This is a genomic window from Enterococcus bulliens (genome assembly GCF_053761865.1).
The window spans coordinates 43,985-65,555 of sequence record NZ_JBSMXK010000006.1; the positions used below are offsets into that span (position 1 = coordinate 43,985).

The 21,571-nt window shown below is 39.0% G+C and carries 22 protein-coding genes; 14 read left to right on the top strand and 8 right to left on the bottom strand.

The window, feature by feature from the left end:
- The first annotated feature begins 286 nt into the window (after positions 1-286).
- The 14 genes from trpX (ACWOEC_RS04620) to ACWOEC_RS04685 all read left to right on the top strand — a co-directional run bounded on the left by trpX (ACWOEC_RS04620) (position 287) and on the right by ACWOEC_RS04685 (position 14,604).
- The gene (gene trpX, locus ACWOEC_RS04620; protein WP_455306333.1) at positions 287-1,294 is read left to right on the top strand and encodes a tryptophan ABC transporter substrate-binding protein; all 1,008 of its coding nucleotides are present in this window, start codon (positions 287-289) and stop codon (positions 1,292-1,294) included.
- On the top strand, positions 1,295-2,305 hold the full coding sequence (trpX, locus tag ACWOEC_RS04625) for a tryptophan ABC transporter substrate-binding protein (RefSeq protein WP_455306335.1): 1,011 nt from the start codon (positions 1,295-1,297) through the stop codon (positions 2,303-2,305). It abuts the gene before it with no gap.
- Entirely contained in the window at positions 2,306-3,193 is an 888-nt protein-coding gene (locus ACWOEC_RS04630; protein WP_455306337.1) for an ABC transporter permease, read from the top strand.
- Positions 3,193-3,954: an ABC transporter ATP-binding protein gene (locus ACWOEC_RS04635; protein ID WP_455306339.1), complete on the top strand. Its 762-nt coding sequence runs from the start codon at positions 3,193-3,195 to the stop codon at positions 3,952-3,954. Before ACWOEC_RS04630 ends, ACWOEC_RS04635 begins: the two co-directional genes overlap by 1 nt.
- A 381-nt stretch (positions 3,955-4,335) precedes the next feature.
- Complete coding sequence (gene aroE, locus ACWOEC_RS04640) at positions 4,336-5,214, top strand: shikimate dehydrogenase (RefSeq protein ID WP_455306341.1); 879 nt, start codon at positions 4,336-4,338, stop codon at positions 5,212-5,214.
- A 14-nt stretch (positions 5,215-5,228) separates the two neighbouring features.
- Positions 5,229-6,248 (top strand): 3-deoxy-7-phosphoheptulonate synthase, encoded by a 1,020-nt coding sequence (aroF, locus tag ACWOEC_RS04645; RefSeq protein ID WP_455306342.1) that lies wholly within the window; start codon positions 5,229-5,231, stop codon positions 6,246-6,248.
- Between the two features lie 13 nt (positions 6,249-6,261).
- A complete protein-coding gene (gene aroB, locus ACWOEC_RS04650; RefSeq protein WP_455306344.1) occupies positions 6,262-7,335 on the top strand; it encodes a 3-dehydroquinate synthase in 1,074 nt (357 codons plus the stop codon).
- A 2-nt stretch (positions 7,336-7,337) separates the two neighbouring features.
- Positions 7,338-8,504 carry a chorismate synthase gene (aroC, locus tag ACWOEC_RS04655; RefSeq protein WP_455306346.1) on the top strand — a complete coding sequence of 389 codons (1,167 nt, stop codon included), beginning with the start codon at positions 7,338-7,340 and terminating at the stop codon, positions 8,502-8,504.
- 30 nt (positions 8,505-8,534) lie between these two features.
- A complete protein-coding gene (locus tag ACWOEC_RS04660; protein WP_455306348.1) occupies positions 8,535-9,632 on the top strand; it encodes a prephenate dehydrogenase in 1,098 nt (365 codons plus the stop codon).
- Positions 9,633-9,649: 17 nt separating this feature from the next.
- Complete coding sequence (gene aroA / locus ACWOEC_RS04665; RefSeq protein WP_455306350.1) at positions 9,650-10,936, top strand: 3-phosphoshikimate 1-carboxyvinyltransferase; 1,287 nt, start codon at positions 9,650-9,652, stop codon at positions 10,934-10,936.
- Positions 10,933-11,448 (top strand): shikimate kinase, encoded by a 516-nt coding sequence (locus ACWOEC_RS04670; RefSeq protein ID WP_455306352.1) that lies wholly within the window; start codon positions 10,933-10,935, stop codon positions 11,446-11,448. Before aroA ends, ACWOEC_RS04670 begins: the two co-directional genes overlap by 4 nt.
- The gene (gene pheA / locus ACWOEC_RS04675) at positions 11,445-12,272 is read left to right on the top strand and encodes a prephenate dehydratase (protein ID WP_455306354.1); all 828 of its coding nucleotides are present in this window, start codon (positions 11,445-11,447) and stop codon (positions 12,270-12,272) included. The genes ACWOEC_RS04670 and pheA overlap by 4 nt, the downstream gene beginning before the upstream one ends.
- Before the next feature lie 120 nt (positions 12,273-12,392).
- The gene (locus tag ACWOEC_RS04680; protein WP_455306356.1) at positions 12,393-13,241 is read left to right on the top strand and encodes a DegV family protein; all 849 of its coding nucleotides are present in this window, start codon (positions 12,393-12,395) and stop codon (positions 13,239-13,241) included.
- A gap of 178 nt (positions 13,242-13,419) precedes the next feature.
- Positions 13,420-14,604 (top strand): NupC/NupG family nucleoside CNT transporter, encoded by a 1,185-nt coding sequence (locus tag ACWOEC_RS04685; protein WP_455306358.1) that lies wholly within the window; start codon positions 13,420-13,422, stop codon positions 14,602-14,604.
- Between the two features lie 255 nt (positions 14,605-14,859).
- Here ACWOEC_RS04685 and ACWOEC_RS04690 read toward each other — a convergent pair whose 3' ends face one another.
- From ACWOEC_RS04690 to ACWOEC_RS04725, 8 genes are all read right to left on the bottom strand, one after another.
- Positions 14,860-16,197 (bottom strand): FAD-dependent oxidoreductase, encoded by a 1,338-nt coding sequence (locus ACWOEC_RS04690; protein ID WP_455306360.1) that lies wholly within the window; start codon positions 16,195-16,197, stop codon positions 14,860-14,862.
- Positions 16,194-17,597 carry a helix-turn-helix domain-containing protein gene (locus tag ACWOEC_RS04695; protein ID WP_455306362.1) on the bottom strand — a complete coding sequence of 468 codons (1,404 nt, stop codon included), beginning with the start codon at positions 17,595-17,597 and terminating at the stop codon, positions 16,194-16,196. Before ACWOEC_RS04695 ends, ACWOEC_RS04690 begins: the two co-directional genes overlap by 4 nt.
- 21 nt (positions 17,598-17,618) lie before the next feature.
- Complete coding sequence (locus ACWOEC_RS04700) at positions 17,619-18,347, bottom strand: class I SAM-dependent methyltransferase (RefSeq protein WP_455306364.1); 729 nt, start codon at positions 18,345-18,347, stop codon at positions 17,619-17,621.
- Between the two features lie 52 nt (positions 18,348-18,399).
- Entirely contained in the window at positions 18,400-19,362 is a 963-nt protein-coding gene (locus tag ACWOEC_RS04705) for a hypothetical protein (RefSeq protein WP_455306366.1), read from the bottom strand.
- Positions 19,352-20,200, bottom strand: a complete 849-nt coding sequence (locus tag ACWOEC_RS04710; RefSeq protein ID WP_455306368.1) for a hypothetical protein — start codon at positions 20,198-20,200, stop codon at positions 19,352-19,354. Before ACWOEC_RS04710 ends, ACWOEC_RS04705 begins: the two co-directional genes overlap by 11 nt.
- Positions 20,201-20,250: 50 nt before the next feature.
- A complete protein-coding gene (locus tag ACWOEC_RS04715) occupies positions 20,251-20,436 on the bottom strand; it encodes a hypothetical protein (protein ID WP_455306370.1) in 186 nt (61 codons plus the stop codon).
- A 42-nt stretch (positions 20,437-20,478) separates the two neighbouring features.
- The gene (locus tag ACWOEC_RS04720) at positions 20,479-21,021 is read right to left on the bottom strand and encodes a GNAT family N-acetyltransferase (protein WP_455306372.1); all 543 of its coding nucleotides are present in this window, start codon (positions 21,019-21,021) and stop codon (positions 20,479-20,481) included.
- A gap of 297 nt (positions 21,022-21,318) precedes the next feature.
- On the bottom strand, positions 21,319-21,504 hold the full coding sequence (locus ACWOEC_RS04725; protein ID WP_297077915.1) for a hypothetical protein: 186 nt from the start codon (positions 21,502-21,504) through the stop codon (positions 21,319-21,321).
- Between the last annotated feature and the right edge of the window lie 67 nt (positions 21,505-21,571).

The window sequence follows — 21,571 nt, forward strand, 5'->3', positions numbered from 1 at the left end:
GAAACAAAAAAAGTGCGCTATATTTTTAACAACTATTACAAGAAGGAGTGGAGACCATGAACGCATACAACCAACAACCTACATGGCAAAACTGGCGTAGATAAGTTGTATTGATGGACTTCATCCATAGATACGACTTTTTAGAGTATAGTCTAAAAGCTGTATCTATGTCGGAATCGTAAATATCTTCCGCGTAGATCGTTCTCTACGCGGTTTTTTTGTGCAACTGCGTCATTAGATGCAGTTGCTTTTTTATTACTAATGAGATTAAAGGAGAGGGAATACAATGAAAAACAAAGGATTGTGGGTATCATATTTTATTTTAGGCATGTGTTTGATCACCTTTTTTGGGTATGGAGTAGGCTCAGCCAATCAAACCAGTACCAAAACCAGTACTGCTATTAAAAAAGTTGGGATCTTACAATATGTCAGCCATCCTGCTTTAGACAGCATTTATAAAGGCGTTATTCAAGGATTAAAAGACAATGGCTATGAAGAAGGAAAAAACTTAGAACTATTGTTCCAAAATGGCCAAGCAGATCAAAGTAAATTAGCCACGATGAGTCAGCAGTTGGTCAATAAACAAGCAGATGTTTTAGTAGGGATCGCAACACCAGCAGCACAAGCATTAGCCAATGCCACACAAGATATTCCAATCGTGTTAGGTGCAGTTACGGATCCAGTTGGTGCAAATTTGGTCAAGGATATGGACAAACCAGGTGGAAATATTACCGGTGTATCGGATAAAGCACCGATCAAAGCCCAAATCGAGTTAGCGAAAACGTTATTACCTGAAGCAAAAACAATGGGGATCTTGTATTCTTCAGCAGAAGACAATTCCAAATACCAAGTAGCCGAAGCGAAAAAGGCTGCAGAAGCATTAGGATTCACCGTAAAAACGTATGCTGTTCCGTCAACTAATGAAATCAGTCAAACCGTTCAAGTCATGAGCCAAGAAACAGACTTTATTTATATCCCATTAGACAATACGATTGCCAATGCGATGCCAAGTGTTGTCGCAACAGCCAATCAATCCAATACACCGATTATTCCATCTGTCGATACGATGGTCGAACAAGGTGGTCTTGCCACAGTGGGGATCAATCAATTTGATCTAGGCGTACAAACAGGGAAAATGGTCGCCGATATTTTAAATGGTGCTTCTCCTGCTACGACACCTGTGTATACCTTTACCAAAGGAGATACGATTTTAAATCTTGAACAAGCGAAAAAATTAGGCATTACCATTCCAGAAGCGATTGAAAAATCAGCAACGATTGTAGGAGGAGAGTAGATGAAGACCACACGAATGATCACAACGATTGCGGCTGTCGTTTTACTCGCAACAGGCGGCATTGGAGGCTATCTAGTCGGAAAAGCACAAGCGACTGCGGACAAATCACAAGAAAAACATTATGATATCGGTATTTTACAGTATATTAGTCATCCCTCATTGGATCAAATCAAAGAAGGAATCATTGATGAATTGGCCAAAGAAGGCTTTGTCGATGGAAAAAATACGACGATCCACTTTTTAAATGGTCAAGGCGATCAAAGTAAATTGGCCACTATGAGTCAAACACTTTTCGATGAAAACAGCGATGTCATTATTCCAATCGCAACACCTGCGGCTAAGGCTGTTGCCAATGCCACAACAGAAATCCCAATCGTTGCAGCCGGAATCTCTGATCCGGTTGGCTCAGGCTTAGTCAACGATTTGGAGCATCCTGATCAAAATCTAACGGGCGTGAAAAACGAGGCACCAGTCAAGGACCAAGTAGCGTTTTTACAAGAATTGCTTCCAGATGCCAAAACGATCGGTGTATTGTATTCTGCCAATGAAGAAAATTCAAAAAGCTATGTCGAGGCGATTACAAAAGAAGCCGCAACGAAAGATCTGACGGTTAAACCGTACGCTGTAGCCTCGAGTAATGAAATTGCCACAACCATTCAAGGGATGGCACCTGTCGATGTGTTGTATATTCCACAAGACAATGGATTAGCCAGTGCCTTTCAAACGGTTGTTCAAGAAGCCGATAAAAAAGAATTGCCTATTTTCGTATCCGTTGACAATATGGTAAAGGAAGGAGGCCTAGCGACTGTCGGCCAGAATCAATATGAACTGGGGGTCGAAACGGCCAAATTAGTCGGCAAAACCTTAACCGAACAACCAAAAAGCCCGTTACCGTTTACGGTCGTGAATACAGGCGATAAAATTTTAAACGAAACACAAGCAGATCGTTTTCACATTACGCTATCTGCTGCAGCAAAAAAAGACGTTGAACTTGTAAAGGGAGTGGAGTAAATGATCGTTTCATCAATTGGACAAGGGTTTTTATGGAGTGTATTAGGGTTAGGGATTTTCATGACCTTTCGCATTTTGAATTTTCCAGATATGACAACAGAAGGAACATTTCCTTTAGGTGGGACCGTCTGTGTGACGGCAATCGTCCATGGGATTTCCCCGATTTTAGCTACCTTGTTAGGTTTAGTAGCGGGAATGGTTGCTGGATTAGTAACCGGTCTATTGTATACTAAGGGCAAGATCCCCATTTTATTAGCAGGAATTTTAGTGATGTCGGGGCTAAATTCGGTCATGCTGTTTGTCATGCAGACACCGAATCTTTCTTTATTGAATCAGCCCAGAATCTTAGATTACTTTAGCGGATTGCATTTGCCAAAGTATTTTGACACGGTGTTATTAGGGATCATCGTATTGGTTTTATTATTAGCCATTTTATTCTTTTTCTTTCAAACCGATTTAGGACAAGCCTACATCGCGACCGGTGATAATGAGCATATGGCCCGCTCGTTAGGGATCAAAACGGATCGCATGAAGATCATGGGATTAGTCTTATCTAATGGGGTTATTGCGTTATCCGGTGCCTTAATTGCGCAAAATGATGGCTATGCCGATGTGAATAAAGGAATCGGTGTCATCGTCATTGGATTGGCTTCGATCATTATTGGGGAAGTCTTATATGGCGAATTGACATTCTTAGAGCGTTTGCTTGCCATTGTCATCGGCAGTGTCATTTATCAGCTCTTGATCTTACTTGTGATCAAGCTTGGTTTTGATACCACATACTTGAAGATCTTCTCATCAATCATTTTAGCGATTTGTTTGATGGTACCTCAATTGAAAAAAGCGTTACGTTTAAACACAGGATTTGAAAAGGCAGGTGAGCGATAATGCAACTTGAATTACAACAAGCGACGAAAAGCATAAATAATGGGACCCAAGATGAAAAAGTATTACTCGACCACGTCGATTTTCAGGTAGAAACAGGACAGTTTGTTACGATTTTAGGTGGGAATGGTGCTGGTAAAAGTACACTATTTAATACGATCTCAGGAAATTTACCGTTAAGTAGCGGGAAAGTACTGATCAAAGGACAAGACGTTTCAGGTTATTCCGAAGAAAAACGGGCGCAATTTTTAGCCCGCGTCTTTCAAGATCCAAAACTTGGGACCGCGCCTCGCATGACCGTTGCTGAAAATCTACTTTTAGCTCAATTTCGCGGCAAAAAACGCCCGCTACGGTTGCGTCGTCTAGCGAGTCAAAGAGAGCAATTCTATGCGATGTGTCAAGAGGTCGGCAACGGCTTAGAAACTCATTTAGATACACCAACTGGGAATCTTTCGGGAGGGCAACGTCAAGCCTTGAGTTTACTTATGGCGACCTTAACGACGCCCGATGTATTATTATTAGATGAGCATACAGCAGCTTTAGATCCGAAAACATCGAAATCACTGATGGCACTAACTGAAAAAAAAGTACGCGAACAACAATTGACTTGTTTGATGATCACGCATCGAATGGAAGATGCCTTGCAGTATGGCAATCGTTTGATTGTTTTGGAAAAAGGAAAAATTGTACGTGATTTTGATGAAGAAGCGAAAAAACAGTTGACTTTACTGGACTTGTTGAGCTTTTTTGAATCATCTTATTAGACACTTTAATCAGAACTTGTTATAAAATACAAAAAAACAGTTGACTTTCAAATCAACTGTCACTATACTAAAAACATCTTAATCAGTTTGGAGCGATACACATGAACAATTCGACATGCACTCTTACACAACTGAATAAATATTACTTTAGCTATTTTAGATAGGTTTGTATTCAGACTTGGATACAAACAGACTCGTTTGTATCTATGATGGCTAGGGATCTTAAGATATGCTGCCACATAGATAAAGAATTATCTATAGTGGTTAACTTAAAACTTTTATACTTATTTTTGTACACAAAAAGTATCGAGGTATTCACTATAGATGATCATTCATCTTGGTGAGTACCTCTTTTTTATATTTTTAGAAAGGACTGTTGATATGATCATTACTGGAAAGACCGCTTTGGCAGCGATTTTTGCCAATCCCGCGACGCACAGCATCTCTCCATTGATGCATAATCGAGCATTTGAACTTGCAAATATCGATGCGCGGTATCTTGCCTTTGAAATAGAGGCTACTGAAGCAACTCTAACACGTGCGATTCAAAGTATTCGCTATTTACACTTACTTGGTGTCAACCTTTCAATGCCCTTTAAACAACTGGCCTTGCCTTATCTTGACCATGTCAGTCCAGAAGTCGAGTTGATCCAAGCGGTCAATACGATCGTAAATGATCATGGTGTATTGACTGGCTACAACACAGATGGCAAAGGCTTTATCCGTGCGCTCAATCAAAATGTTACGATTGAAGACAGTACCATGACGGTATTGGGCTGTGGTGGAGCGGCTTTAGCGATTGTTGCACAATGTGCGCTAGATGGTGCAAAAAAAATCCACGTGGTCAATCGTAATAGTGACTCATTTCAAGCGTTTAAACAACATGCGGCACGTATCGAAGCCGTAACGAAGTGTACGATCAACTTAATTGATCTCAAAGAAGAACACTTGGTTCAGGATGCACTCGACCAAAGTCAATTACTTGTGAATACAAGTGCTCTAGGCATGCATCCTTATGAAGGTAAAATGGTATTAGCGAACACCATGACGTTAAAGAGCACTTTACATGTGGTCGATATTATTTATCGTCCTGATGAAACGGCTTTGTTAACATTTGCTAAACAACAAGGTTGTACGACTCAAAATGGTCTAGGAATGTTGATTCACCAAGGTGCTTTAGCGTTTGAATTATGGACTAAAACTCCAATGCCCATTGACGAGATCACAAATTGGTTAACGACAGAAATTATTTCCCACTAAAGGAGCGAAACAAAATGATTATTATTATGAACCCACATGCGACAACAGCCCAAATTGAGACTGTGATCAAAAAAGCAGAAGATCTAGACTTAACGGTACAAGTCAATTCAGGAAGTAACCAAGTTGTATTAGGCTTGATCGGCGATACACGAAGCTTACAAGATGTAGCGTTTAAAATTTATGAGGGCGTAGAAGACGTTGTCCGTATTACCAACACGTATAAGCTGACCTCTCGTGAATTTCATCCAGATGACACTATAGTCGATGTGGATGGCGTTAAAATCGGCGATGGTAGTTTTGTTACCATGGCTGGACCTTGTTCGATCGAGGGATTAGATCAAATTCGCAAATGTGCCGCTATCGCTAAAAAAGGCGGGGCGACGATTTTACGTGGGGGTGCGTTTAAACCGCGAACGTCTCCTTATGCGTTCCAAGGATTAGAAGAAGAAGGCTTACGATACATTAGACAAGCCGCCGATGAATTTGGCATGAAAGTCATTACCGAAGTGATGGATGAAGCGCATATCGATATGGTCGCAGCCTATAGCGATATTTTACAAATCGGCGCACGCAACATGCAGAACTTTAAATTACTTTCTGCGGTAGGAAAAACTGGAAAACCGATCGGCTTAAAACGTGGAATTTCCGGTACGATCTCAGAATGGTTGAATGCAGCAGAATACATCGCAGTTGAAGGAAAAAGCCCCATCATTTTCATTGAACGAGGCATCCGTACCTATGAAACAGCAACACGTAACACTTTTGATCTAAGTGCCGTACCATTGATCAAACAATTGAGTCACTTCCCAATCATCGTCGATCCAAGTCATGGTACAGGTGTTTGGGATCTGGTACCTCCAATGGCACGTGCAGGGGTGGCAAGTGGTGCAGATGGAATGATTGTCGAAATTCATCCTGATCCTAAAAATGCTTGGTCAGATGGTCCACAATCGTTAAATGAAAAAACTTATTTACGTATGATGCAAGAAGTCGATATCTTAGTGGACGCGATGCAACAGATTCGCGCATTATAAAAGGAGGAGTTTCATGTTAACGATCCATACAAAAGATCATACGTATCCTATCCAAATCAAACGCAACACACTCCATACTTTTGGCACCTTTTTAAAAACAGTTTGGAAACCAAAACAAGTCGCGATCATTACCGATAACCGTGTCGGTGACCTTTACGCAGAAACGGTCTTTACCTCATTGAGTGACGCAGGCTTTACTCCAACAATGTTAACAATACCAGAAGGCGAGGAGAGTAAATCATTTACTCAAGCGACACATTTATATGAACAGTTAGCTCAAGCAGGCTTTACTCGTTCAGATGGTATCGTCGCGTTAGGTGGCGGAGTCATTGGAGATCTAGCTGGGTTTGTAGCTTCGACTTATATGCGTGGGATTTCATTTGCACAAGTCCCCACTAGCTTATTGGCCCAAGTCGATTCAAGTATTGGGGGCAAGACAGCGGTCAATACGAAAACGGCTAAAAATCTAGTCGGTTCGTTTTATCAACCTGATGCTGTCTTGATTGATCCTGATGTTTTAGATACACTAGAACCTAGACGCTTACGTGAAGGAATTGCAGAGATTGTCAAAGCGGCTGCGATTGCGGATTTGACTCTTTGGCAAGAACTTGAACGTTACCAAGATGAATTTGATCTATTGAATCATGTGGAGTCTGTCATTATCAAAGCGTTGAAAGTCAAGCAAACTGTCGTCGAAGAAGATGAATTTGATAATGGCATTCGTTTGATCTTAAACTTTGGCCACACCATAGGCCATGCGATCGAGAAAAATGCTGGTTATGGTATCATTAGTCACGGGGAAGCTGTCGCGATCGGTATGGTATGGATGAGTAAAGCAGCGAGTCAGCAAGCGTTGATGCCTACTGAACTGATTCAACCAATTATCGCGATGCTAGAAAAATTCCACTTACCCACTAGCTTGTCTTTACCGATTGCAGTGGACGATTTGGTACAAGCGATTACCAATGACAAAAAAGCACGTGGCGCAACGTTACAAATTATTGTCTTAGATACACTAGGAAAAGCACGAATTGAAACGATCCCAGTCGATGAAATGGATCAGTTTTTACAAATGGAGGGAATGTAGACATGCGATTTATTACAGCAGGAGAATCACACGGACCAGAGTTAACAACGATTATTGAAGGATTACCCGCAGGAATGCCCCTAAGCCCAGAAGATATCAATAAAGAATTAAGTAGACGCCAAACTGGTTACGGACGTGGTGGAAGAATGTTGATCGAAAAAGACCAAGTACGCATCACTTCAGGTGTTCGTCATGGAAAAACGTTAGGATCGCCTGTAACTTTAGTCGTTGAAAATAAAGACTGGAAAAACTGGACGAAAGTCATGGGTATTGAAGAAGTAACTGAAAAAGAAGCGAAAATGCGTCGTGTCGCGCGTCCAAGACCAGGACATGCAGATTTAGTCGGTGGGATGAAGTACCATCATAGTGACTTACGTAACGTCTTAGAACGTTCATCAGCACGTGAAACCACGATGCGTGTGGCGATCGGTGCTGTAGCGAAAAAATTATTACAAGAATTGGATATCGAAGTTGCCGGACACGTGACAAAATTAGGTGGAGTTGCGGCAACGATTCCAGATGGATTAACGGTGAGTGAAGTCCGTGAATTATCAGAAGCTTCTGATATTCGTGTAGTCGATCCTAAAGTAGAACAAGAAATTCGTGACTTGATCGATCAAACGAAGAAAAATGGCGACACGATCGGTGGAACAGTCGAAGTATTAGTGGGCGGTGTGCCGGCTGGTTTAGGAAGCTATGTACAATGGGATACGAAATTAGATGCGAAAATTGCTCAAGCAGTTGTCAGTATCAATGCGTTTAAAGGGGTCGAATTCGGGATTGGATTTGAAATGGCCAATCGTCCTGGCTCACAAGTAATGGATGAGATCCTTTGGGAAAAAGAAAAAGGATACACGCGTCGTAGCAATAATTTAGGTGGTTTTGAAGGCGGCATGACCAATGGAGAAGTTATCATTGTTCGCGGTGTGATGAAACCTATCCCAACACTTTACAAACCACTACAAAGTGTCGATATGGATACAAAAGAACCGTACAAAGCGAGTGTCGAACGTTCAGATAGCACTGCAGTTCCCGCAGCGAGTGTAGTATGTGAAAGCGTCGTAGCCACAACGATCGCCAATGAGATCTTAGAGAAATTTAACCATGATTCATTTGAAGAACTGGTACAAGCTGTAGCCGATTACCGTACTTATCTTACTCAATACTAAAAATACGAGCAAAGATAAGGAGAAAAAGTTATGAAAAAGACGGTTTTCGTCATCGGGTTAGGCCTGATCGGGGCCTCACTCGCTAAGATCATTACGACATCCCATCCAAACTATACGGTGTATGGATGGGATAAATATCAACAATCGATTGCGATTGCCTTAGAAGAAGGGATCATTACGCATGCTGCCAAAAGTGTCGTTACAGTTGCACCACTTGCAGATATCATTATTTTAGCAGGACCGATCCGGACGACCTTTGACTACTTAACACAACTTAACGACTTAACGCTAAAACCCAATGTTTTAGTGACAGATGTCGGCAGTGCAAAATCAGAAATCACAGAGCATGCTCGAGCAGTCGATTTTGATTTTATTGGTGGTCATCCAATGGCTGGTTCGCATAAATCCGGTGTTTTAGCAGCGGATCCACAATTATTTGAAAATGCTTATTTTATTTTCACCCCAGAAACAGCTACAGAGCAACAACGTGTAAACGAACTATTTGCACTCTACCAAGCAGCAAATGCCAAATACATTACGTTAACACCGCACGAACATGATCAGATTACAGGGATGCTCAGTCATTTACCGCATATCATCGCTTCTGGGATCGTAAACCAAGCGGATGCCTTTAATGCGCTTCATCCAAGAGCAAAACAGCTTGCTGCTGGAGGGTTTCGTGATTTAACACGAATTGCCTCTTCTGATCCTGTGATTTGGACCGATATTTTATTAAGCAATCGACAGCAATTACTGTCTCTGTTGACTTCGTGGCAAGAACAGATGCAGCAAGTTTCAGAATGGTTAGAACAAGAAGATCGTGTGGCGATTCATCACTTTTTTGAAGCCGCAAAAGAAACCAGAGATACGATGCCGATCCATAAACTTGGTGCGATCCCACGTTTTTACGATCTTTTGATCGATGTGCCTGATGAATCAGGAGTGATCGCCAATGTTACAGCAAAATTAGCACAAGCGGATATTTCGATCACAAACATTAAGATTTTAGAAACGCGTGAAGAGATTATCGGAATTTTACAAGTCTCATTTAAACGTGAAGCAGATTTAAAATTGGCGCAAGCCTATTTACAAGAACACACACCGTATCCGTGTCGGATAAAAGAGTAGTTAAAGGAGTAGATGACGTGGAATTAACTCAAGCAAAACAAGTACAAGGAACGCTTCGTGTCCCTGCAGATAAATCAATCTCACATCGTAGCATTATGTTTGGTGCTCTCGCTAATGGGACCACAACGATCCATAATTCTTTACAAGCTGAAGATTGTTTAAGTACATTAAAAGCCTTTCAAGATCTAGGAGTAACCATTATACAAAAAGATGGCGTGATCACTGTTGAAGGTGTTGGGATGAATGGCTTAAAAGCACCGCTTGCTCCCTTAGATATGGGCAATTCAGGTACAACGACTCGTTTGATGATGGGGATTTTAGCTAAACGTCCTTTTGATACGACATTAGTCGGCGATGCTTCTTTATCGAAACGGCCAATGGGGCGCGTGATCGATCCTTTAGCTAAAATGAAGGCTACGATCACAGGGGTTGATGGAAGTGAGTTCGCCCCATTGACGGTCCATCAAAATGATACACTACAAGCGATAGAATACACGATGCCTGTAGCCAGTGCTCAGGTAAAGTCTGCGATTTTATTTGCTGCGTTACAAGCCACTGGCACTACCGTCATTCATGAAAAAGAAGCCTCTAGAAACCATACTGAAGAAATGATTCGTCAGTTTGACGGTAAAATCGATGTAGATGGTCTTAAAATCACGGTAACAGGGCCGCAAGAACTAACTGCAAAAGAAATTACGGTCCCGGGTGATATCTCTTCTGCGGCGTTCTTTTTAGTCGCGGGGGCGATTGCTAAAAATAGTGAGTTGATTTTAGAAAACGTAGGGATCAATCCGACGCGTACTGGAATTTTAGATGTATTAAGTCAAATGGGTGCCAACCTTGAGATGCGTAATCTCGATGAAGACAATCAAGCGGCCGATCTTGTTATCAGCTCTTCTGAGTTAGAAGCAACCACGATCAAAGGAGAGATCATCCCGCGTTTAATCGATGAACTACCTGTCATTGCCTTACTTGCCACACAAGCACGAGGCGTTACGGTCATTAAAGACGCCCAAGAGTTAAAAGTAAAAGAAACCAACCGGATTGATGCAACTGCAGCTGAGTTGAAAAAATTGGGTGCTGATATTACCGCGACTGAAGATGGCTTGATCATTAAAGGGCCAACTAAACTTCATGGCGGTATAGTCGATAGTCATAAAGATCATCGAATCGGTATGATGTTACAAATCGCCGCCTTACTAACCGACGAAGTCATCACCTTAAATGATCCTGAAGCTGTAGCGATTTCTTATCCACATTTCTTTGATGATTTTAAAGCTGTAACACAGGAGACAATTGCATGAACGCCATTGTCTTAGTCGGCTTTATGGGTGCAGGAAAGACCACTGTCGGGCAATTATTGAGTCATGCGCTCGATGTTTCGTTTATTGATTTTGACCAATACTTAGTCAAACGCCTGGGAATGAGCGTCGCAGATTATTTTGCTACATTTGGCGAAGAAGCTTTTAGACAACAGGAGTCACTAGTATTAAAAGAAGTAATGGTAAAACCTGCTGTATTGTCGACTGGTGGCGGAATCGTCTTAAAAGAGCTCAATCGAACACGTTTAAAACAAATGGAACAGGTTATTTATTTAAGTGCAGATCCTGAGACGGTTTATGAACGAATCACCAAAGATGAACAAGCCGTCCGTCCTTTAGCACAACGACCGAAAGAAGCTCTGATAGCGTTATACGAAAGTCGTATGGCCTTGTATCAAGAAGTAGCGACCTTTACTGTAGATACCACAACACAAACTCCAAGTGAAATCGTAGCATCGATTATCAAACAACTAAAAAAGGAGGGGAGAAGATGATTGGGTATCTAGGGCCAAAAAGCTCGTTTACATATCAAGCGACAGACTATCTTTTTCCAATCGAAGAGAAAAAAGCTTTTCACAGTATCACCCTTTGTTTAGAAGGGCTAACTGGCGATGAAATCGAGTATGCAGTGATCCCTATTGAAAACTCATTAGAAGGTTCTGTTCATACTAGTATGGATTATTTATTTAAAAGTACGCAATTGACTGTCGCAACAGAAGTCATTCTACCTATTAAACAGCAATTGATGGGGACTAGTGATGCTCCTAAGGTCATTTTGTCCCATCCACAAGCACTTGCACAATCTCAAGGATACTTACGCCAACATTATCCTAATATCGAATTAAAGGAAACTCCTTCTACGACGTATGCTGCTGAATACGTAGCCAACCATAAAGATGAATCGATACTTGCGATTGCCTCAAAAGAAGCAGCAAGTGCGTTTCACTTGCCTATCGTTGCACACGATATCCAAGATAATGATAAAAATCAGACTCGTTTTTGGGTTGTAAAGAAAGCACCAAAACAGCCTGAATTAGCTGATAATCAAAAACTAACCTTATTTATCACCATGCCCACTAATCAAGCAGGTGCATTACACCAAATTTTAGCCACATTTGCTTGGCGACATATCGATCTAACTAAAATCGAGTCTCGGCCATTAAAAACTAGTTTAGGGCAATATTATTTTATTATTGATCTTTGGATCGATACGAAAGAATTGGTTCATTACGCCTTAGCTGAGCTATTAGCCTTAGGAGCTATAGTCAAAGTGTTTGGTCCATATACGATTGTGAAAGCTACAGAGACTCAAGTATGAGTTGTTTCTGTAGCTTTCATTTAGTTTCAATTAAAATTAACAGGAATCTATTTTGAAACAAAAACAATTTGTGCTATATTATAGCTAATGTTTAAAAACTGTTTGAAACGAGGACACAAGATGAAATTAGCCGTAGTGACGGATAGTACCGCTTTTATTCCAGAAAGAGTACGTAAGCATCAAGATCTATATGTATTGCCGATTCCGGTTATTTTAGATGGTGTAACGTATTTGGAAGGAATCGATATTGAACCTGATGCGTATTATTCGTTGTTAAATAATAGTAAAGAATTCCCTACAACTTCCCAACCGATGCTAGGGGAGACCATTCGCTTATATGAAGACCTTAAAGAAAAAGGATATGACACTATTTTAAGTATTCATTTATCTTCTGGAATCTCAGGATTTATTTCAACATTGCACAGTATTCAAGATGACTTTGATGGGGTCACAATCATTCCTTACGATTCAAAGATTACAAGTATGCCCATGGGCCATATGGTTGAATCTGCACTTGATTTATGGGGTGAGGGGGCATCAATTGAAGAAATTATTGCCCATTTAGATCATATTCGCGCCAATACGTACGCTTATTTAATTGTAGAAGATTTAAATAATTTAGTACGTGGGGGCCGATTGACTAATGGTGCTGCACTAGTTGCGGGGTTGTTAAAGATTAAACCGATTTTGACATTTGATGAAGGTAAGATCGTATTGTTTGAAAAAATCCGCTCTAGTAAGAAAGCGTTCAAACGAGCAGAAGCGGTAATTGGCTTACGAAAACAAGAAATGGCTCCACCGATTAAATTATATGTTATTCACGCCAATAATTTAGAACTTGCAAAAATCGAAAAAGAAAAGCTGCAAATGCAATATCCAGATGCCACAATTGAAATTGGTCATTTCGGTCCTGTTATCGGGACCCATTTAGGCGAAAAAGCCATTGGGTTGGCGATTTCTGCACAATAATTTAAGCTATTATTTTTATTCTTTTATTTTAAGTTCTCTGTAGAGATTTCTATAGAGGACTTTTTTTGAAAATCTAAATCTTTTCTCATCGAAGTTATTTTTTTCAGAAACTTAATTGAATTTAAGAAGACTTAGTGGTAATCTTTATAAGATTATGAAAAGGTAAAGGAGCATGTTTTTGAATTACTTGATGGCAATTTTAGGTTTATGTAGTATTTTTGTAGTATCTTATGTGATGAGTACCGATCGAAAAAATATTCGGTATTTCCCGATTTTACGGATGTTTATCTTACAAGTTATTCTGGCGTTTATTTTATTAAAAACATCTTCTGGTACAGCGTTAGTAGGCTCATTATCAAATGGATTTACTGAGCTATTAGATGACGCGAATGAGGGTGTTAATTTTGTGTTTCAAGGAATCGCCAATAAGGGGAGTGCACCGTTTTTCTTAACAGTGCTCATGCCGATCGTGTTTATTTCAGCATTGATTGGGATTTTACGCTATATCAAAATTTTACCATTTTTCATGAAATATGTTGGACTTGGTTTGCAAAAAATCAATGGGATGGGAAAATTAGAATCATACAATGGAATCGCATCCGCTGTATTAGGACAATCTGAAGTTTTTATCACGTTAAAAAAAGAGCTTACTTTTTTAAGTGAACGTCGCATGATGACATTTGGAATTTCAACGATGTCAACAATCTCGTTGTCTATTATGGGATCTTATATGCGATTGATTCAGCCTGAATATGTTATTACAGCTGTTGTCTTAAATTTATTCGGCGGTTTTATTATCAGCTCGATCGTCAATCCCTATGTGTTAGATCCAAGTGAAAAAGATGAATTAGAAACAAAAGAAGATTCTGAACATACTTTTTTTCAAATGTTGGGCGAATACATGCTAGATGGCTTCAAAGTAGCGGTCACAGTGGCGGCTATGTTGATTGGATTTGTGGCATTAATTGCCTTTATTAATTCGCTATTTATGCATTTTATCGGAATTAGTTTCCAACAATTATTAGGCTATGTATTTGCACCATTAGCATTCCTAACAGGTATTCCTTGGGATCAATCCGTTGACGCTGGAAGTTTGATGGCGACAAAATTAGCAACAAATGAATTTGTTGCTATGACACAGTTAACCACTCAGGAATGGCATTTTTCTGAACGTTCGTTAGCAATCATTTCAGTATTTTTAGTTTCATTTGCAAACTTTTCATCAATTGGTGTATTATCTGGTGCAGTTAAAGGTTTAAATGAAGAAAAATCTAATTTGATCGCTAAACATGGATTAAAAATTCTAGGTTCAGCAACATTAGTTAGTTTTTTGAGTTCAATTATCGTAGGATTGATTATTTAAACGAAATCTGTCGCATATGCGACAGATTTTTTTGTTGCTAAAATTTTTTTACGTAAATCGTAAAAAAAGCCCAAATTAAATTAAAATAGTGGAAAATTTTAAAGAAGAGGATGATATTTTATTTTGCTTATAACTTTTTATAATGTATATTATGTAAACTAAAATAAAAATAATAAATTCCATTTATTAAGCCCTCCTTTTACTCGATATTTGTAGGTTTAAGGTCTCTAAATTACCCAAACACGTAAAAATATTTTACGTGTTTGGATTTTTTGCTAAAATAGCCAGCGCAACTTGACTAACTGGATGAATCGGCTCGTTAAACAATGGCTGAAAATAAAAATCCATAACAGCTAATGTATCAATCGATGTTTCTTGATTGATTGCTAGTGAAATCAAATCAATCCAATCGACATAGTGACTCGAATCGGTCAACAATTGACCACCAATTAATTGCTTAGTATCTGTTTTGTAGACTAGTTTTAAGGTCACAAATGCTTTTTTTGGTTGCTTATGCGCGTGCAAATGGAACGTTTTCGTATAAGAATCACTTGAAATACCGTAATAAGGCGCTTCTTCTTGTGTAATTCCAGTAGACGCTACGTGTAGTCCAAAGAAACTAGATACAACTGTACGTTGCACACTAGGACATATCAATTGATTGCCAAGTACGATATTTTGGGCTGCAACCAATCCTGTCGTGATGGCATTACTTAACAAAGGAATATAACTGGTTTCTTGAGTATTTTTAAAAGGTAATGAGATCAAGTCCCCAATCGCATAAATATGTTCGTCTGAAGTTCGCAAAAACGCATCGGTTTTGATCGTTCCATCCAGTGTGATTTCTAAAAAGTCTGCGACTAGGTCGATCGTCGGTCTTGGATTTACTGCATATACGATTGCTTGAGTCATCAGTTGTTTTTCACGTAAATGAATCTCTTGTGTCTTGTCATGTTTAACGATCTTTTGAATCGTCTCACCTAAGTAAATCGTAACATTTTGACGAAGATGTTCTTTGATAATATGCGTTAACTCTGAATCAAAGTAGCGAAATAAAACATCATTCATTCTATCGATCAATACAACTTCTTTTTGATTTTTTAATGCATCTGCAAGTTCTAATCCAATCAATCCTGCGCCAATAATAGCAACTTGATCGACTTGTTCAAATTTTTCGAGTGCCCGTGTTGCAGCTTTAAAACTTTTATATGTCGTGATCTCCCCTGTCTGAAATTCAATTGGAATTTGCGGTTGGGTCGACCCCATCGCTAAAATCAAGCAATCATAACTTAAGGTCTCCGCAGTTTCATCTATAGTGTTTAGCGTAACGGTCTTTTGTTTGGGATCAATTTTAGTTACATTCGTATCGAGCATGACATGGATATTCAAACGAATCAGTTCATCAAGTGTCATTCGTTGTCCTTGCTTTAATGTCTCCAATTGATCAGCTAATATTAAATGTAGTGCACTCGCTAGATAGGCTAGACTATGCGTTCTTTCGATTAGAACCACATCAATTTTTGGATTCAACTGTTTAAGTTGCGTTGCCGCACTGATCCCGGCATGAGAAGCACCTATAATCACTACTCTCATACGTCCACTCCTTTTTGTCGTTTTAATGTAGTCAGCAGCTGGATTAGCTGATCTTTATCATAAGTTGTCCATTTGGAAACAGACAAATACACTGTTGCTTGTGTTTCATTCAACTCAAACGTTTCCGTTGTAATCAAAAGATCTGCGTGTTTACAATCTGTATCCCTTAATTTGATTTTGAGTTGTTGGCTTAGTTGGGTCAAAAGCTGTTTGGTTTCTGCTTGTAAAAAATAATCGTTCATCATTAATGCATACGTCAAATGAACTTCTTGCTGTTGTGGTTGTTGATTAAATGCATGGATTCGCGCATATTCATGGTCGAGGTACTCCCATTTTAACGTATTTAATCGCGAAGGAATCCATGCCTCTACTTCTTCCATCAATTCATGGAATTGATTCGGCTGTGTATCGGATAATCTTGGTGTTCCTAAAAACTGAGGTTGCCAAATCATTTTTTGGTACGCAATATATAAATGAATCCGCATTAAATGCTGGATCATCCCCTCTTCTTTCGTTGTAACCTTTAAAATCGTTAATAGATTCGTGACCATCTTTTCCCACTGATGGTATAGATTCTCATGAAGTGGAAGGATTCCTTCGGCTTGTAAGAATAAATAAAACCAACTGATCGCTTCTTTAGGCCATTGCATCGCATAACGACTTGAAAAACGCAAAAAAACTTGTTCCAGCTGATTGAATCGAGAATCGAAAAAGATATCTGGTAGTTTCGTATACCGGTGTGTGATACGAATATCCAATAGCCGCTCCATCACGCTTAACCATATCATTAGTTTTGTCTTTTGGATGGGTGTGAATTGAATGATCAGTACCGATTCAAAGATAGTCAGTAATTGCAAAAAACTTTCACGGTAAAACCGCTTTGCTAAATACTTGATTGGATAGATCTGCATATAAAATGAATAATAAAATAATTGTAAATCCTCAGCACGGCCCACAAGCTCTTTATTTTTATAATGCACATCAAAATCTGCAAGCAACTGATTCAATTTTTTTAATCGTCTAAAGATCGAGGCTTCACTTACTTGCAGATCAAATGTCAATTTAGTAATCGACAGTTCTCTAGTAAGATACAACTGGTCGATTAAATGAATATCGATACTTTCAGCATAATAACTCTCGTATAAAAAGGCACGCAGATCAAACGTATCCGGTAGGGATAGTTGTAATTGCGTTTTTTCTAAGACCAAAAGGGTTGCTCGTTCATCAAATAAGGATAACTTTTCTTTTAATGTCGTTACAGCTTTTTGAATCGTCGGTGTCGAAAGCGAAAATGCGTCTAGTAAGGTATCAATGGAGACTAGACGTTGTTTTCGAATCAAAAAACGTAAGATCTGGACTTGCTGTTGTGCTTGTTTATCTAAAAAATCAAGGGGATCCATTTCACCTTACCTCTCTTTCTTCTATTTAATCAATACAACTAGCGAAAATGTGACTGTGTGTGTCGATTCTTTTTTTATTTGATCGGAAAAATAATGTTCGATCATTGTCATAAGTTCAGGAAACGCTTCTAGTTCTTGTGCAAAATAATCTAGAACAAAGCTTTTTTCCAGTAGTTCTGTTTGTTTATACGTAAACTCTTTTTGATGCCAAGGCAATCCGTTTTCGTTTGCAAATTGAACAACTGTGGTTAAAAATGAAGGAGCAGGTTTTCCATAGAGCTTCGTTTCTATCGTCGTAAACAGCTCTTCTGTATCTTCGACCAAATCGACTAAACAAACATAGCGTTCCGCTACACGCAGTGCTTGAATCAAGTCTTCTATCGAATTCATCGCAGGATTTAAGGCAGAAAAGAGACAATCGTATTGGTTAAAAGCAGAATACGTAAAAAAATCTAATTGGGTCGTATGGATGAATTGGATGTTGTCTTTAGAATAAAGTTCAGCAGCTTTTTGCAACATCTTCTTAGAAAAGTCGACTAAGTGATACTGTTCTACAGCAGGTAAGATCGCCGGGATGTATTTCCCATACCCTCCTGCTAGATCGACAAAATCTTGAGTCGGCAATACCCCTACTTGAGTTAAATAGTCCGCAATGTCTGTCGTAATGGTCGCAAAAGATTCTTGTTGGATTTCATAATATTCTTCTGTAAAATCATCCCATTCTTCTTTGGTACGTTGGTCTATTGGCATATATCCTCCTAAATAAAAACAACTGCATCGCCTGCAGCTGTTTTGTTGGTTATTATAAGATGAGTAAAGGAACTAAAAATGGATAGTGAGTAAAAAAATCTAAAATCGATCGTTTACGATTATTTGAATCCAAGGCTAGTGTCAACTGATCTTCAGATTGTTGTATTTCGATCGTTTGGCCATGGTCTAAAATGATTTGGTAATGTTGGGTACCCAATTTATGAAGATCGTATTGTGGGTTATCCATTAAGACGATAAAAATTTGATCTAAGATCATGGGACTAAGCGTTACAGGACTTGTGACTTGTCGCTCCAAGACCAACGTATTGTCTAAAAAGTTTTCTTTGACCTCAAATTTCAAGTCTTTAAAGTTTGCGATTAAACGATTCAGATCGTAATTGATCAAAGATAGCTGACTACGAGAAAAGATCTTCTTACTGTGCCATAAATGAATCAATGTCATAACTTCTTTTTCATATACGTCAACGTGCATATTTTCTAAATCAAGATCAAATAAAGGCAAATAGTCACTATCAAAACGCGCATCTGTCACTGGGATCTTGATTTCTAAAGTCAAATGTGTTTGTTTCAGCTGGTATCGAATCAAAAAGTGCTTTGCTTGCCAAACTCGTTCGTTACTTGTTTTCTGTAGATTTCCTTGCTTCAATGGATATAATAAGTAAAACAACACATAATCTTCTAATTGTGCTTTAGCAGTAGCAGAAATTTCCACTTGATCTGGAGAAAACTTACAAAAAGCATTCACTAGTGAAGGGAAGTCGGCTTCTGCTAATAATTTTTGTAATTTCAAATCAGCTAAGACGGCTTCTGTTTGCTCGATTTTTGCTAAGATTGTTTCGTGGAGCGCCTTTTTCTCATTCTCATATTCGACAAATTCTGTTTGATCTAATGGAATCGTAGAAGTCGAAGGTGCTGAAACCTCTTCAAGTGTGACAACTGATTTTTTGATGACTTCAATCTCATCACTCGTTTTCGTTTGTGGTTCAGATTTCATAGTGCCCCTCCTCCTCGTTTACATAGGTTCGTAAAAAGGCTTCTAGCTGTTGCGTCATCTCTTCAAATGAACCGAAGTATGTCGTAATCAAGCGAAACTCTTTTGTAATAATGGCTTGTTTTAATCGCAAATGTTCATAAGTCTGCATCAAGGCTTCTTTTTCAGTGGCTAACGTCGTTTGATCAGCAAGTAACTGTTTGACTTCAGTTAATTTTGTATCAACGCTTTTGCTGTATTGCTCCATACGCTCTAGCTCTTCTGAATGTTTTTCGCGACCAAAGAACCCTTTTGATTCCTCTTTTTTCGCTTGGATCGCTTCAAGTATCTTCGCTTTCTCCTGAGACAATTCTTCTGCTTCTGCATTTAAGGTAATCGCACGTGCATCAAGCTCATCCATCTTTTTCTCAATTGTTCGCAAAGCTGCTTGCTGGTCTTTTTGATAGGCCAACCATTCGTCTTCTACACTTGGTAAAATGAAAACACTTGGCTCACTTGCATCTAAAACGATCGTGGCACGTTCATGATAATACTGGTCCATTTGATACTGTTGAATCGTTGCAGAAGGTCGTGAGATCAATGTCATAAACGGAAACATCGCTGTAAATTGATCATGCATTTTTTGCATCAGCAATTCATCGATTTCATGATGCTGGTTGGCAGTAGCGTTGATCTCATTATGTAAGCGCCCTTTATAGATACGATAGATCACTGGAATATTTTCTGTTTTGATTGCCTGTTCAAATTCCTGAAGCTCTTTTAACATCGACCCTACTTGAAATGACGCAGTATCTTTGATTTCGTGAAAATCTGATTGAGACTTGTTCTGATCTAATGTCATATAGTCCCCTCCTCTTTAGAATAATAAAAAAGGGATATTCTATCCCTTTTTTATGCTTTGTCGATCGTTAAGAAACGAATTTGTTTGTGCTCATCTCGTGTCAATGAAGTTTGTTCGTGTAAGTAAGTAAACGTCAAAGAGTCGAGCTCCGGATTTTCAAGCATTTTTTCATATCCTTCAAAAATATCTTTAATATAGGCTTTGTATGCTTTTTTCTTTTTCATTCGTTTGTTCATGATGCACCATCCTTCTCTACCTTATCTTATCAAGCAATCTTTTTAGTGACAAGTTTTTTCTAGTGATTCCTTAAAATATTGATAAACGTAGCGTTGGCCATCTGGGATCGGAAATTGGATCGTACCACAATAGACAAAGGCATTGGCTAAAATCACCTTTTGCATCCCAATATTCAATGGATGGGTATCGATACGAATATCCCGTCCATTTTGGTCAAGAGTCAGCTGGAGAAGAAGAGACAGCCATTTTTTTCCTAACCCTTTTACTTCTAGTCGCTGATTGATGGCAAAGCGATGAATCGATTGGTATTCTGTTAGTGAATCTTGATGAAAGGCACCTTGAACTTTCGTATAAACTGGGTCGATCCCTGGGATAACAGAAGCAACAGCTGCAAGTGTTTGTTGGTAGTCCCCGACATACACTTGTTTTTGCGCGATTTCTTTTATAAATTGTTCACGAGTTGGACCATAACCATTTTGCCATTGAGGTAGCCCTTTAGTTGCCATTGAGATGATCGCATCTTGAATGAGTTGATCGATTGCATCCAAATCAGATGCAGTTGCTAAGCGAATCTTAAGTTCCATATGCTCTCCTATCTATTTTTTATATGTTGTGTTAGTATAAGTATATACGAAAAGATAGATTAGCAACAATTTTTCTATATTTCGCTGAAATTTATTCCAACTGGCGTAGTTTTAGAGCTACAAGGACCCATAAGAGGTTAAGGGTATGGGTCGTTTAAATGAGAAATAAGTCGAATTTGAGTAATAGTTTGGCTGCAACTTTAAATAAAATATCGTATCGTTAGATCGCCTATCAAGCTTGCTTGGTAGGCGATCGTCTATTTATACAAAAAAAGCTTAGGAATGTTCTCCTAAGCTTTACTCTTCTTCAAAATATTCTTCATATTCATCCATCGTACTTCCTGGAACAGCATCATCTAAAATGTCCATACCAGTCATTCCCATGTCATATGCATTGGCTTGTGCATTCGTTAAAAGCTGATCCTTGTACTCATCTTCAGATAAAACTTTACCGGTTTTCGTATTTCTAAATAATTTTCCCATCTCAATCAGTCCTTTCTTTTCTCTATTGTATCCTGATTTCAAGATTTGAGCAAAAGATTGACTATTG

Excerpts from the sequence above, each read along its gene's own strand:
- trpX (WP_455306333.1), top strand. The coding sequence starts at position 287 with ATGAAAAACAAAGGATTGTGGGTATCATATTTTATTTTAGGCATGTGT.
- trpX (WP_455306335.1), top strand. The coding sequence starts at position 1,295 with ATGAAGACCACACGAATGATCACAACGATTGCGGCTGTCGTTTTACTC.
- ACWOEC_RS04630 (WP_455306337.1), top strand. The coding sequence starts at position 2,306 with ATGATCGTTTCATCAATTGGACAAGGGTTTTTATGGAGTGTATTAGGG.
- ACWOEC_RS04635 (WP_455306339.1), top strand. The coding sequence starts at position 3,193 with ATGCAACTTGAATTACAACAAGCGACGAAAAGCATAAATAATGGGACC.
- aroE (WP_455306341.1), top strand. The coding sequence starts at position 4,336 with ATGATCATTACTGGAAAGACCGCTTTGGCAGCGATTTTTGCCAATCCC.
- aroF (WP_455306342.1), top strand. The coding sequence starts at position 5,229 with ATGATTATTATTATGAACCCACATGCGACAACAGCCCAAATTGAGACT.
- aroB (WP_455306344.1), top strand. The coding sequence starts at position 6,262 with ATGTTAACGATCCATACAAAAGATCATACGTATCCTATCCAAATCAAA.
- aroC (WP_455306346.1), top strand. The coding sequence starts at position 7,338 with ATGCGATTTATTACAGCAGGAGAATCACACGGACCAGAGTTAACAACG.
- ACWOEC_RS04660 (WP_455306348.1), top strand. The coding sequence starts at position 8,535 with ATGAAAAAGACGGTTTTCGTCATCGGGTTAGGCCTGATCGGGGCCTCA.
- ACWOEC_RS04670 (WP_455306352.1), top strand. The coding sequence starts at position 10,933 with ATGAACGCCATTGTCTTAGTCGGCTTTATGGGTGCAGGAAAGACCACT.
- pheA (WP_455306354.1), top strand. The coding sequence starts at position 11,445 with ATGATTGGGTATCTAGGGCCAAAAAGCTCGTTTACATATCAAGCGACA.
- ACWOEC_RS04680 (WP_455306356.1), top strand. The coding sequence starts at position 12,393 with ATGAAATTAGCCGTAGTGACGGATAGTACCGCTTTTATTCCAGAAAGA.
- ACWOEC_RS04690 (WP_455306360.1), bottom strand. The coding sequence starts at position 16,197 with ATGAGAGTAGTGATTATAGGTGCTTCTCATGCCGGGATCAGTGCGGCA.
- ACWOEC_RS04695 (WP_455306362.1), bottom strand. The coding sequence starts at position 17,597 with ATGGATCCCCTTGATTTTTTAGATAAACAAGCACAACAGCAAGTCCAG.
- ACWOEC_RS04700 (WP_455306364.1), bottom strand. The coding sequence starts at position 18,347 with ATGCCAATAGACCAACGTACCAAAGAAGAATGGGATGATTTTACAGAA.
- ACWOEC_RS04705 (WP_455306366.1), bottom strand. The coding sequence starts at position 19,362 with ATGAAATCTGAACCACAAACGAAAACGAGTGATGAGATTGAAGTCATC.
- ACWOEC_RS04710 (WP_455306368.1), bottom strand. The coding sequence starts at position 20,200 with ATGACATTAGATCAGAACAAGTCTCAATCAGATTTTCACGAAATCAAA.
- ACWOEC_RS04715 (WP_455306370.1), bottom strand. The coding sequence starts at position 20,436 with ATGAACAAACGAATGAAAAAGAAAAAAGCATACAAAGCCTATATTAAA.
- ACWOEC_RS04720 (WP_455306372.1), bottom strand. The coding sequence starts at position 21,021 with ATGGAACTTAAGATTCGCTTAGCAACTGCATCTGATTTGGATGCAATC.
- ACWOEC_RS04725 (WP_297077915.1), bottom strand. The coding sequence starts at position 21,504 with ATGGGAAAATTATTTAGAAATACGAAAACCGGTAAAGTTTTATCTGAA.